Origin of the sequence: Streptomyces laculatispora (assembly GCF_017353455.1) — a bacterium.
GTDB classification, from domain to species: Bacteria; Actinomycetota; Actinomycetes; order Streptomycetales; family Streptomycetaceae; genus Streptomyces; species Streptomyces laculatispora.
This window is the reverse complement of record NZ_JAFMPZ010000636.1, coordinates 1-11,879: the sequence shown is the minus strand read 5'-3', so window position 1 is coordinate 11,879 and position 11,879 is coordinate 1. Positions and strand designations below refer to the sequence as shown.

General features: G+C 68.5%; 12 protein-coding genes and 1 pseudogene. 6 read left to right on the top strand and 7 right to left on the bottom strand.

Going from position 1 to position 11,879, the window contains the following annotated elements:
- Positions 1 to 346: 346 nt before the first annotated feature.
- A pseudogene (locus J1C73_RS35330) lies at positions 347 to 568 on the top strand (IS630 family transposase); the annotation flags it as partial.
- Here J1C73_RS35330 and J1C73_RS35325 read toward each other — a convergent pair.
- From J1C73_RS35325 to J1C73_RS33110, 3 genes are all read right to left on the bottom strand, one after another.
- Positions 561 to 1,277, bottom strand: a complete 717-nt coding sequence (locus J1C73_RS35325) for a hypothetical protein (RefSeq protein WP_242645054.1) — start codon at positions 1,275 to 1,277, stop codon at positions 561 to 563. The pseudogene J1C73_RS35330 and the gene J1C73_RS35325 overlap by 8 nt on opposite strands.
- Positions 1,278 to 1,474: 197 nt before the next feature.
- The gene (locus J1C73_RS33115; protein ID WP_207319599.1) at positions 1,475 to 1,729 is read right to left on the bottom strand and encodes a Txe/YoeB family addiction module toxin; all 255 of its coding nucleotides are present in this window, start codon (positions 1,727 to 1,729) and stop codon (positions 1,475 to 1,477) included.
- On the bottom strand, positions 1,726 to 2,004 hold the full coding sequence (locus tag J1C73_RS33110; protein WP_207319598.1) for a type II toxin-antitoxin system Phd/YefM family antitoxin: 279 nt from the start codon (positions 2,002 to 2,004) through the stop codon (positions 1,726 to 1,728). Before J1C73_RS33110 ends, J1C73_RS33115 begins: the two co-directional genes overlap by 4 nt.
- A gap of 408 nt (positions 2,005 to 2,412) precedes the next feature.
- On the opposite strand from J1C73_RS33110, the gene J1C73_RS33105 reads away from it, so the two are divergent.
- Entirely contained in the window at positions 2,413 to 2,793 is a 381-nt protein-coding gene (locus J1C73_RS33105) for a CPCC family cysteine-rich protein (RefSeq protein WP_207319597.1), read from the top strand.
- A gap of 199 nt (positions 2,794 to 2,992) precedes the next feature.
- Here J1C73_RS33105 and J1C73_RS33100 read toward each other — a convergent pair whose 3' ends face one another.
- Positions 2,993 to 3,892 carry a LysR family transcriptional regulator gene (locus J1C73_RS33100; protein ID WP_207319596.1) on the bottom strand — a complete coding sequence of 300 codons (900 nt, stop codon included), beginning with the start codon at positions 3,890 to 3,892 and terminating at the stop codon, positions 2,993 to 2,995.
- A gap of 152 nt (positions 3,893 to 4,044) precedes the next feature.
- Between J1C73_RS33100 and J1C73_RS33095 the strand changes: the two genes are divergently transcribed.
- Positions 4,045 to 4,551, top strand: a complete 507-nt coding sequence (locus J1C73_RS33095; protein ID WP_207319595.1) for a hypothetical protein — start codon at positions 4,045 to 4,047, stop codon at positions 4,549 to 4,551.
- Entirely contained in the window at positions 4,544 to 6,241 is a 1,698-nt protein-coding gene (locus J1C73_RS33090; protein ID WP_242645053.1) for a multicopper oxidase family protein, read from the top strand. Before J1C73_RS33095 ends, J1C73_RS33090 begins: the two co-directional genes overlap by 8 nt.
- A gap of 151 nt (positions 6,242 to 6,392) precedes the next feature.
- Here J1C73_RS33090 and ychF read toward each other — a convergent pair whose 3' ends face one another.
- Entirely contained in the window at positions 6,393 to 7,481 is a 1,089-nt protein-coding gene (ychF, locus tag J1C73_RS33085) for a redox-regulated ATPase YchF (protein WP_123461369.1), read from the bottom strand.
- Between the two features lie 338 nt (positions 7,482 to 7,819).
- Here ychF and J1C73_RS33080 point away from each other — a divergent pair, with 338 nt between their 5' ends.
- Complete coding sequence (locus J1C73_RS33080; protein WP_207319601.1) at positions 7,820 to 8,350, top strand: DUF6542 domain-containing protein; 531 nt, start codon at positions 7,820 to 7,822, stop codon at positions 8,348 to 8,350.
- A gap of 192 nt (positions 8,351 to 8,542) precedes the next feature.
- Here J1C73_RS33080 and ppgK read toward each other — a convergent pair whose 3' ends face one another.
- Together ppgK and J1C73_RS33070 are read right to left on the bottom strand one after the other, a co-directional pair.
- Positions 8,543 to 9,280, bottom strand: coding sequence for a polyphosphate--glucose phosphotransferase (gene ppgK / locus J1C73_RS33075; RefSeq protein ID WP_207319594.1), 738 nt, complete (start codon positions 9,278 to 9,280; stop codon positions 8,543 to 8,545).
- Positions 9,281 to 9,399: 119 nt separating this feature from the next.
- Positions 9,400 to 10,389 carry a 4-hydroxy-3-methylbut-2-enyl diphosphate reductase gene (locus J1C73_RS33070; protein WP_185095383.1) on the bottom strand — a complete coding sequence of 330 codons (990 nt, stop codon included), beginning with the start codon at positions 10,387 to 10,389 and terminating at the stop codon, positions 9,400 to 9,402.
- 74 nt (positions 10,390 to 10,463) lie between these two features.
- Here J1C73_RS33070 and J1C73_RS33065 point away from each other — a divergent pair, with 74 nt between their 5' ends.
- Positions 10,464 to 11,861 (top strand): APC family permease, encoded by a 1,398-nt coding sequence (locus J1C73_RS33065; protein WP_207319593.1) that lies wholly within the window; start codon positions 10,464 to 10,466, stop codon positions 11,859 to 11,861.
- Positions 11,862 to 11,879 lie beyond the last annotated feature (18 nt).

Genomic DNA, 11,879 nt, shown 5'->3' with positions numbered 1-11,879 from the left:
CAGCGAACCGGTGGGCCGCCCTGTCCCATGATCCGGGGTTCATGGTATAGGGCGGCCCACCGGTTCGCTGCTTCAAGTACCCCACAGGGAGCCATCTCTGGCAAGGTGTCAATCACGGCACGCGGATGGCTGAGGGCCTTCGGCGGGCGCTCGCGTACCACCGGCGCACGCCATCGGCCTCCGCCCCCGGTCAGCACAGAACAGACCAGTCGGCACCGCGTAAGCGGCACCGACACAGGGTCCCGGCATATGCCACAAGCCCCAGGCCACTGCGTCACCCGATCGGAGTATCGTGCGCGAGGGGTGTGCTCGAAGCACGGGCTTCTTTTTGCGCGGCGGCGTCACCACCTTGTTCGCGGCGCTGAACACCACTGCTGGCGAGGTCATCGGCTCGCTCCACAGCCGCCACCGCGCCGCGGAGTTCGAGAAGTTCCTCGCCAAGCTCGACAAGGAAGTCCCCGCCGACCTCGACGTCCACCTGATCTGCGATAACCACGCTACACACAAGCCCCCCGCCGGCCAGAAGTGGCCGCTGGCACACCCGCGCTTCCACATGCACTTCACGCCCGCCAGGGATTGCGGGACAGCCCTTGGCTTGACTCTGTCGGGGACCTTGGGGTTACCGAGGTCAGCTGCCCAGAGTTCGCCAGGGCCTCGGCCGGGGGATCTCGTGCTGAACGAGGTAGTTCTGGAAGGCGATCGGCTGGCGGGGCGGAGGCGCTTCCGCGGTCGGTCGCAACTGCTGAGTCGCTCGATGTTGACGGCATGGCGGTCAGGACGTGTTGCAGCCCGGGCCCGCCTTCCGTCCCGGCGCTCCGCCAGCGCAGGCGTCCTGCGGCGTCGCGGTAGTAGTTCTGCACCAAGATCTGGCGCAGGGCCTGGGTTCGAGGGCCGGACGCGCGGTCTGCTCCGTGCTGGTAGAGGTGTTCCAGGAGCCGGACGGCGTCGTTTCCGGTGGCGAGGATCCTGGTCTTGGGCTTGGGGGGCCTGCCCAAGCGGATCGGGCGGCCGTAGCGGCGTCCCCACTCCTTGTCGACCAGCTCGTCCAGCAGGTGAGGGGAGGTGTCGGCGACTTCTTCCAGTGCGGCGCGTACCGCCTCGGCGATCAGGTCCAGGTGGGTCAGGTCGCGCACCGCGGCCAGGACATGGGTGGAGTCGGCGCGCTGCGTGCCGCGTTCGCGTACGAGGCCGGCGTCCTTGAGCCGGGCCAGTGCGAGGTCGAGGAGGCGGTCAGCACGGTCGCCTTCGGTGAGACGGTCGCGGAAGTCGGCCAGCACGCCGCGATGGAAGCCGGGGGCGTCCAGCCAGAGTCACGTCAGGGGCCCGACTCGGAAGAGTCGGACCCCTTCTGACCTGCATGTTTGCCAGACCAGCGACGTGGTGGAGATGTTGATTTTCCGGAGGTCATCCCAGCACGATCCCAGCACGGGAGCGCCATCCCAGCACCCCCTCCCACCGGGAACCACTTCCAAGGTCAGTAGTGGTAGCGAGCCGCGAGGATGACGATCTCCTTGTCCGCAACCAGGTAGACGAGCCGGTGTTCGTCGTCGATACGCCGCGACCACGCCCCGGGCAAGTGGTACTTCAGCGGCTCGGGCTTGCCGATCCCCGTGAAGGGGTCGCGCTTGACGTCCTCGATGAGCCTGTTGATCCGAGTGAGCACCTTGCGGTCGCTCTTGAGCCAGGACGTGTAGTCCTCCCAGCCCTGGTCCTCGAAGACAAGCCTCACGCAGCACCCGCTGCAGAGTCCGCTTCCGGATCGATCAGCTCACGTTCTGACACGTTGAGGTTGCTGAGGGCGTTCTCGTACGCCTTGAGGAGTCGACGTGCGTTCGTCGGCGAACGGAGCAGGTACGAGCCTTCGCGCAGCGCCGCGTAGTCCTCGGCCGAGACGAGCACGGCGTTGCCGTGCTTGGAGACGATCTCGATGGCCTCGTGATCGTCGTTGACCTTCTTGATCAGCGGAAAGAGGCCCTTGCGGGCTTCGCTCGCGGTTATCGACATGACCTGACCCTCTCCATTGCGTGGTACGTAATAACGTACCACTCTCGACGCCCTCCAGCGGGGCCAAGTAGCTGATGGAGAGTCGAATCTCCCAGCACCATCCCGCAGCACGGGAAACAGCGAGGGGCCGACTCCCGAAAGAGCCGACCCCATTTGACCTGCATGTTTGCCAGACCGCTAACGCGGTGTCGTTTCATCCGCTCACACGTTGAAGCGGAACGTCTGCGGGCTGAACCTGACCTGCGGCGGAGCCTCCTACAGGGCTCTAACCTGGGCTTTCCTGGTTGGCATGCGTTGGCTCCCGACGACCGTTTACGGGTGTCCTGCGGACTGGCTGCGGACTGGCCGGGTGGACCGAGGCAGAGAAATCCATGGCGCACCAGCCGAACCTGCAACGAGACTGCGCAGGTGAGCGACTTCTACCCCTGTCCCTGCTGCGGACACCGCGTACTGGACGCGATGCCCGGCTCGTACGAGATCTGCCCCGTCTGCTTCTGGGAGGACGACGGGGTCCAGTTCCGCTGGCCGACCATGGACGGCGGAGCGAACAAGGTCTCCCTGATCGAAGCCCAGCGGAACTACCAGGACTTCGGAGCCTGCGACGAACACGGCCGGCGGTACGTCCGCCCGCCGGCCGAGGACGAGCCGCTCGACGCCGCCTGGCGTCCCATCGACCTGACGCGCGACTCCTTCGAGGACTGGGCAACCGAGGACCGCGCCCCGTGGCCCGCCGACCGCTCGGTGCTCTGCTGGTGGCTCCCCACGTTCTGGCGCCGGAACCACCCATGACCACCCACATCGAGAGACTCATCCAGCAGCTCGACGACTCGACCGGCCCGTCGGACGACACCCGCGCAGAACTGATCGGCATCGGCTCCGGCGCCATCCCCGCAGCCCTGCGCGGCCTATGCGGGGCGCGGGCCGGATGGCGTTCTGCAAGGTCTCCCGGCAGCGGTGCCGGCGCCGCCCGTGGACGACAGGCCGGCGATCACCCGAGTTCCTCCTGCGGTTCGTGGGTGTTCCAGTTCCAGCTGGTGATGGTGGTGCGCATCAGGCGGGCGGCGGTTGAGAGGTGGCTGTCGACGCCCCAGTACAGGGTGAGCGTGCGGCGGCAGTCGGGGCTGTCGACGGTGATCCAGACGAGAGGGGTGCGGGTGGCAGTACGCCGCGCGATGGCGGGGACAAGACCGACGCCAAGTCCCGCGCCGATCAGGTCAGCGATGGCGCTGGGCTCGTCGACTTCGCAGACGATCTTCGGTCTGAGGTCCCTGGCGGCGAAGAGCCGGTCGAGGAGTCGTCGTTGCCAGTGCCCCTTGCGGGCGGTGACGAGGGGCTGTTCGGCGAGTTCATCGATACTCACCGAGGTACGGCCGGCCAGCGGATGACCGAGTGGCGCGGCCACCCCCACCGCCTCATCGAGTAGCTGGATCGCCTCCAAACCATCGGCGTTGATCGGCTGTGAGGCGAGGCACAGGTCCACGTCCTGGGCCCGCAGGCGGCGGGCCATGTCCTCGGCCGGCGTCCACTTGAGTTCGACTTCGATGATGGGATGAGCTCGCTTGTAGGCCGCCAGCGGCCCGGTGAGCGTGAGGAATGTTTCCGACGCCAGTCTCACGGCGCCCACTCCCTCGCTGGTGGCCTCGGCGACGGCTCGCCTTCCCGCATCGAGCTCACCGAGGGAGCGTTCGACGTAACCGCGGAAGAGTTTGCCCGTGTCGTTCAGCCGGAGTCGGCTGGCCCGATCGAACAGTGGGGTGCCGAGTTCGCTCTCCAACCGGGCGATGGTGCGGCTCAGCGACGGTTGGGCGATGTGCAGCTCGTCGGCTGCGCGGCTGAGGTGTTCCAGCCGCGCCACCACCAGGAACTGCCTGAGTGCGTTCAGATCCATGACCCTCCTCGTTCGCGTCCTGGACCGCGGCGGCACCGAGGTCATGCCTCCAGCGAGATAGCTGCATAGCGATATTGATCTTAGACAGAATGATTCTTTGGTCATAGCGTCGTGGGCGATCCCGAATCGAGAAGAGAGTGAGGAGTACGCCCATGGCCACCGCAGTCGACAAGTCCCACCCGACCATGCCGGTCTCCTCCGGCAGCGCGCATCGGAGAAGGCTCAGCGGGTGGGTGCTGCGGGCCGTCGTCAGCGTGCATCTGGTTGCGATCTTCGGCCAGCCGGTGTTCGCCGGCTTGTTCCTGAGCGGTGACTACGACGGCCTGCTCTGGCACGAGTTCGGCGCCAACGTCACCACCTCCGTCAGCTACGTGCAGCTGATCGCGGCGATCGTGGTCTGGGTTCGGCTGCGTCAGATCTGGCCGTTCCTTGCCACGTCGGCCCTGGTGGCTGCCGAGACGGTGCAGTACTTCGCCGGGATGGAAGGCGCGCTGTGGCTGCATCTGCCACTGGGGGTGGCCACCGTCGTCGCGCTTGCCGTGGTGTTCATCACCGTATGGCGCCGGCCACTGCGGCCACGACCGCGCTCCCCGCACGAACGGGTGCAGACCATGACGGAGTCGAAGCAGGAGGGGCATGAGGGGGATGACGATGAGTGAGCAGGATGACGGCCGGTCCGGTCATGCCCGTGGAGTGACCAGGCGCCAGACGCTGGGCATCGGCGGGGCGCTCGGGCTGACGGCGGCCACCGGGCTGGCGACCGCGGCCGCGCTGGCCCGCCGCCCGTCGTTCACCGGTGACGAACTGCGCAGTGCCGTGCCGCTGCCGCCCGCGTTCCAGGTGCCGTTGCCCATTCCCGCCGTGCTGGCGCCGGTCAGCACGGCGGGCAGCGCCAACCGTTACGAGATCACCCAGCGCGAGGCGACCGTGGAGATACTGCCCGGTGTCAGGACGCCGATGTGGACGTACGGGGGCACCTTCCCGGGACCGACGATCGAGTCGCGCCGCGGTCGGCCTATCACCGTGAGGCATCGAAACGAGTTGCCGGTGCCGACGGTGGTGCACCTGCACGGTGGACGGACCCCGGCAAGCGCCGACGGATACCCGACCGATCTCGTCCTGCCCGAGGGATGGCCGGACGCCACCCGTACCGGCCAGGGCGGGCACAGCATGGGCACGCGCGACATGAGTGGGCGCGGCATGGGCGCGCACGGCATGAGTGGGCTCGGCATGGGCGCGCACGGCAGGGACGCCATGCACGATCCGCGGGCGGTGGTGACCGGGCCGACGCGGGGCTATACGTTCCCGCTGAATCAGCGGGCGACGCTGCTCTGGTACCACGACCACCGGATGGACTTCACCGCCCCCGCGATCTGGCGTGGCCTCGCAGGACTGCACATCGTGCGCGACGATACCGAGGACGCGCTCGGCCTGCCCGCGGGGCGGCACGAACTGCCTCTCATGATCGCCGACCGTGCGTTCGCCGCCGACGGCAGCCTCGACTACCCCTCCCTCGACCCAACCCTGCGCAACCGGCCGGGTGTTCGCGAGCCCTATCTCGCTGGAGTGCTCGGTGACGTGATCCTGGTCAACGGCGCCCCGTGGCCCGTGCACGAGGTCGACGCGGCCCGGTACCGGCTGCGCATCCTGAACGCCTCGAACGCCCGGCACTACGAACTCGAAGTGCTCACCGACGACGGACGCCGGATCGATCTCGTCCAGATCGGCGCCGACCAGGGTCTGCTCGCGGCACCGGTCACCCACCGGCTCCTGCCGATGGCACCGGCCGAACGCTACGACGTGATCATCGACTTCGCCGGCGTCCCGGTCGGTGCCCGCGTCAGAGTCGTCAACCGGCTGGGCTCCGGGCGTACCCGCGACGTGATGGCCTTCCGGGTCGCACGCAAGGTCACCGACAGGAGCCGCATCCCGCGCGTGCTCTCCAGGGATCTGCCGACCTGGCGGCGGTCGGACGCCACCAGGGTGCGCGAGATCTCCTTCCGCGCCGGGCGGATGCATGGAGGCCATGGATGGCTGATCGACGGGAAGCCGTTCGACCCCGCCCGTTCCGATGTGACCGTCCGATTCGGCGATGTCGAAGTGTGGCGGCTGATCGCCGACGTCCACCACCCCGTCCACCTGCATCTGGTCGGCTTCCATGTACTCGCACGCGGCGGCGGTCGGCCATTGCGCCACGACGCGGGCCTCAAGGACACCATCTCGTTGCGGCCGGGCGAATCGGCAGAGATCATCACCCGTTTCGACGGCTACCGCGGCCGCTACCTCTTCCACTGCCACAACGCCGAACACGAGGACATGGGAATGATGGCCAACCTCGAAATCGTCTGACACCTCCACAGAAGGCCCCGCTCCCGGGACAACATCCAGCACCAAAGCACCGTCCGGCCTTCGATGGAGACGCAAAAAGGGCCCGTCTCGGATTGACGGACCCCTCTTGACCTGCGGCTTTACAGGACGCGCAATTTAGTTGAAGCTTCAATTAAACGTTGAAGCGGAACTCCACCACGTCGCCGTCCTGCATGACGTAGTCCTTGCCCTCCATGCGGGCCTTGCCCTTGGCGCGGGCCTCGGCGACCGAGCCCGTTTCGACCAGGTCGTCGAAGGAGATGATCTCCGCCTTGATGAAGCCCTTCTGGAAGTCGGTGTGAATCACACCGGCCGCCTCGGGGGCCGTGGCGCCCTTCTTGATCGTCCAGGCGCGGGCTTCCTTCGGGCCTGCCGTGAGGTAGGTCTGCAGGCCCAGGATGTCGAAGCCGACGCGGCCGAGGGTGGCGAGGCCGGGCTCTTCCTGGCCCATGGACTGGAGGAGCTCCAGGGCCTCGTCGTCGTCGAGCTCGATCAGCTCGGACTCGATCTTGGCGTTGAGGAAGATCGCCTCGGCGGGGGCCACCAGGGCGCGCTGCTCGTTCTTGAAGTCCTCGTCGACCAGCTCGTCCTCGTCGACGTTGAAGACGTACAGGAAGGGCTTGGTGGTGAGCAGGTGCAGCTCGTGGAGGAGGCGGCCCTTCTCGGTGCCGGCCGTGATGCCCGCGTGGAAGAGGGTGTCGCCCGCTTCGAGGATCTTCTGGGCCTCCTCGACGGCGGCCAGGACCGCGACCTTCTCCTTCTGGAGACGGGCCTCCTTCGTGAGGCGCGGGACGGCCTTCTCGACGGACTGGAGGTCGGCGAGGATCAGCTCGGTGTTGATCGTCTCGATGTCGTCCTTGGGCGAGACCTTGCCGTCGACGTGGACGACGTTCTCGTCCTTGAAGGCGCGGATGACCTGGCAGATCGCGTCCGACTCACGGATGTTCGCGAGGAACTTGTTGCCGAGCCCCTCACCCTCGCTCGCGCCGCGCACGATGCCCGCGATGTCGACGAAGTCGACCGTCGCCGGGAGCAGCTTCTGGGAGCTGAAGATCTCCGCGAGCGTGTTCAGACGGGCGTCGGGGACGCCGACGACGCCGACGTTCGGCTCGATCGTGGCGAACGGGTAGTTGGCCGCCAGCACGTCGTTCTTGGTCAGGGCGTTGAACAGGGTCGACTTGCCGACATTCGGCAGGCCGACGATTCCGATCGTGAGCGACACGTTGGCGACTTCCTGAGGGGTGGGCGGGCTCGTAATGAGGTCCGGCCCCGGTGGGCCGATTCTCCAGTTTACGGGCGGGGGCGAGCGCGTAACCACGGGTCCCGCCGGGTACCGATCCGGTTCCCATTGGGCCGTGTGGCATCGAACTCATCGCCAAGGTCGGCCAAAGCGCGTGTCCCGCACGTGATTCCTGCCGCTCGGCAACCTACGTTGTCCCGGTGGAGCAGCACAGGACACGTCCCCCGCAGCGCAGCCAGACCCAGCAGGCCCCGCTGTCCCCGCTGGAAACCGAGGGAGCCAAGGAAACAGCCGGCGAAGGCGCCGCCGTCTATCGGGTGATGAGCACGCCCGCAGGCCGGGCCCGCCCGGTGGCGCCTGCCGTGCTCGCCCTGCGGCGACTGCCGAATCCCCGGCTGACCGGTATCGGCGCCGGGCTCTTCGCCGCCGCCATCATGTTCGTGCTGGCCTGTGCGGACTGGCTGCTGTTCGACAGCTCAGCCGTCGTGTTCGGCGTGCTGTTCCTACCGGTCAGCGCGCTGACCGCGTTCTGGGTGCGGCCCGCGGACCTGGTGACCGCGCCGATCAGCGTGCCGATCGCGTTCGCCGTCGGCATCATCCCGATCTCGGGCGGCACGGGCGGCTTCGGCGGGCAGACGATGGCCGTCGTCACCGCGCTCGCCGTCCACGCCGGCTGGCTGTACGGCGGCACGCTCGTCGCCGGGCTCATCGCGACCGTACGGAAGGTCCGGCTGATGCGGGCCCGGCAGCGGCGGATGCTGCTGGCCGCACAGACCGCGCGGGCGGCCGGGCATCCGCAGTCCCCGAGCCCCCGGGCCGCGGGACAAGCCCCCCGGCGTCGGCAGCGCTGACCGCGCCGGGGGTCGGCGGGGACCCGGCCCCTAGGGTCTTTCGTTTGGATCAGGCTGGATCAGGGAGCGGGGTCCGGTGCGTGCGGTTGCGAGGCGGAGGAGGGAGTCAATGCGGAGCATGGGCGACCGACGACAACACGGCAGGTGCACGTGCCGGACCCCGCGAGCCCGGCATGATCCAAACGAGAGGCCCTAGCTGCCCCCTGCCGCCATGGCCGCGCCGACGATGCCGGCGTTGTTCTGGAGCTCCGCGGGCACCATCTCGGACCGTACGTGCTCGATCAGCGGCAGGAACTTGTCGGCCTTGCGGCTGACACCGCCGCCGATGATGAACAGTTCGGGCGAGAACAGCATCTCCACGTGGGCCAGGTACTTCTGCACCCGGTGCGCCCAGTGGTGCCAGCTCAGGTCCTCGTCCTCCTTGGCCTTGGTCGAGGCGTGCTTCTCCGCGTCGTGGCCGTTCAGCTCCAGATGGCCGAGCTCGGTGTTGGGCACGAGCCTGCCGTCGATGAAGAGCGCGCTGCCGATGCCCGTACCGAGTGTCAGCACGATGACCGTGCCCTTGCGTCCGCGCCCCGCGCCGAAGGTCATCTCCGCGATGCCGGCCGCGTCCGCGTCGTTCAGCACGGTGACCGGCAGGCCCAGCTTGTCGCTGAGCAGCATGCGGGCGTCCAGGTCGATCCAGCCCTTGTCGACATTGGCCGCGGAGCGGGTGACGCCGCTGGTGACCACGCCCGGGAAGGTGATGCCCACTGGGCCCGACCAGTCGAAATGACCGACCACCTCGGCCACGCACCCGACCACGTCCTCGGGTGTGGCCGGGTGCGGTGTGAGTACTTTGTGGCGCTCCTGCGCCAGGTCTCCGCGGTCCAGGTCCACGGGAGCACCTTTGATCCCGGATCCGCCGATGTCCACGCCGAAGATCTCCATATGATCCACGGTACGGGCAGGCGGCCCGGCTCACTTCCCGGAGCGGAAACCCGAGCCAGAGCCCGACCCGGAACCCGAGCCGGATCGGAAACCCGATCGGATACCGGAACCGGGAGCCGTCATTCGGCGGACAGTGCCGCCGCCTCCGCGCGCAGGTCCCGGCGGAGCTCCTTGGGCAGCGAGAAGATGATGGACTCCTCGGCCGCCTTCACGATCTCCACGTCCTCGAAACCCCGCTCGGACAGCCAGGCCAGGACACCGTCGACCAGCACCTCGGGAACGGACGCGCCGGAGGTGACACCGACCGTGGAGACGCCGTCCAGCCAGGACTCCTCGATCTCGTCGGCGAAGTCGACCAGGTGGGCGTCGTTCGCACCCGCGCCGAGGGCGACCTCGACCAGGCGGACCGAGTTGGAGGAGTTCTTGGAGCCGACGACGATCACCAGGTCGGCGTCCGCGCCCATCTGCTTCACCGCGATCTGACGGTTCTGCGTGGCGTAGCAGATGTCGTCGCTGGGCGGCGAGATCAGGAGCGGGAACTTCTCCTTGAGCGCGCCGACGGTCTCCATCGTCTCGTCGACCGAGAGCGTGGTCTGGGAGAGCCAGACGACCCGGGACGGGTCGCGCACCTCGATGTTCGCGACGTCCTCGGGGCCGTCGACCAGCGTGATGTGCTCGGGGGCCTCGCCGGAGGTGCCGATGACCTCCTCGTGGCCCTCGTGGCCGATCAGGAGGATGTCGAAGTCGTCCTGCGCGAAGCGGACGGCTTCCTTGTGGACCTTGGTGACCAGGGGGCAGGTCGCGTCGATCGTGGCGAGCTTCCGCTTGGCCGCCTCGTCGTGCACGGTCGGCGCGACGCCGTGCGCGGAGAACATGACGATCGAGCCCTCGGGGACCTCCGCGGTCTCCTCGACGAAGATCGCGCCCTTCTTCTCCAGCGTCTGTACGACGTATTTGTTGTGGACGATCTCGTGGCGCACATAGACCGGTGAGCCGTACTGCTCCAGGGCCTTCTCCACGGCGATCACGGCACGGTCCACGCCCGCGCAGTAGCCACGGGGAGCGGCGAGCAGGACGCGTCGGGGTGTCGTAGCAGTCATGCGTCCCATCGTAAGGCCGTACCGAACAGGCGCGGGGCCGACGGGGTCGGGAGACTGATCACCACGCGAACAACGGAGGACTCATGGCCGGCAGCGACAGCGATTCCGGCAGCGGCACCGTTCCCGCCGGCGGCCCGGAGTCCGGCAGCACCACCGGCCGGGCGGGACTGCGGCGGACGCTGGGCTTCCGGGATCTGGTCGTCTACGGGCTGCTGTTCATCGCCCCGATGGCCCCGGTCGGCGTCTTCGGCACGCTCGACGCGAAATCGCACGGCGCGGTGGCGCTGGTGTACGTCGCGGCGACCGTGGTGATGGCGTTCACCGCCTTCAGTTACGCCCAGATGGTGCGGGTCGCTCCTCTGGCGGGTTCGGTCTTCGCGTACGCGCGCAAAGCGCTCGGCGAGGGGCCGGGGTTCATCGCCGGCTGGATGGCGATGCTGGACTATCTGCTGATCCCGGCGGTCGCCTATCTCTTCTCGGGGATCGCGATGAACTCGCTGGTGCCGGAGGTGTCGCGGTGGGTGTGGACCGCGCTGGCGGTGGTCCTCACGACGCTGCTGAACCTCTGGGGCGTACGGGCGGCGGCCCGGGTGGGCTTCGCGGTGCTCGCCATGGAGATCGTGGTGCTGCTGGTGTTCATGGTGTCCGCGGTGGTGGTGCTCGTGCAGGACGGGGCGCAGCGCGGCTGGCTGACACCGCTCGACGGCGATGCGGGCTTCTCCGCGACGGCGGTGCTGGGCGCGGTGTCGGTGGCCGTGCTGTCGTACCTGGGCTTCGACGCCATCGCCACGTTCGCGGAGGAGGTGACGGGCGGCTCGGCGAAGGTGGCGCGGGCGCTGCTGTTCTGCCTGGTGCTGGCGGGGTTCCTGTTCGTGGCGCAGGGGTATCTGGCGGCCCTGCTGGAGCCGATGACGTCGGCGGAGCTGGCCGCCGATCCGGCTGCTCAGGGCTCGGCCTTCTACGACACGGTGGACTCCGCGGTCGGGTCCTGGCTGCACGATCTGGTGGCGGTCAGCAAGGCGATCGGGGCGGCGTTCGCGGCACTGGCCGGGCAGGCGGCCGCGGGCCGGCTGCTGTTCGCGATGGCCCGGGAACGACGGCTGCCCGCGCTGCTGTCCAAGGTCGATCCGGGCTCGGGGGTGCCGCGGATCGCGATCCTGATCGCGGCGGTCGTGACGCTCGTGGCGGCGGTCTGGGCGGCCCGGCGCGACGACGGCCTGGACCATCTGGTGTCGGTGGTGGACGTGGGCGCGCTGACCGCGTTCGTCCTGCTGCACGCGTCGGTGGTCGGCTGGTTCGTGGTGCGCCGGATGGAGGGACCGCCGAGCTGGTGGCGGCACGTCCTGATCCCGGTGGTGGGTGCCGGCGTGCTGATCGCGGTGATCGTGGAGGCGACGTCGAGCGCGCAGGTGGTGGGGGCCTGCTGGCTCGTGGTGGGGCTGGTGGTGCTGGCCGTGCAGCAGAGGCGCCGGGCGGGGTGAGGTTACGGGGGCGTGAGG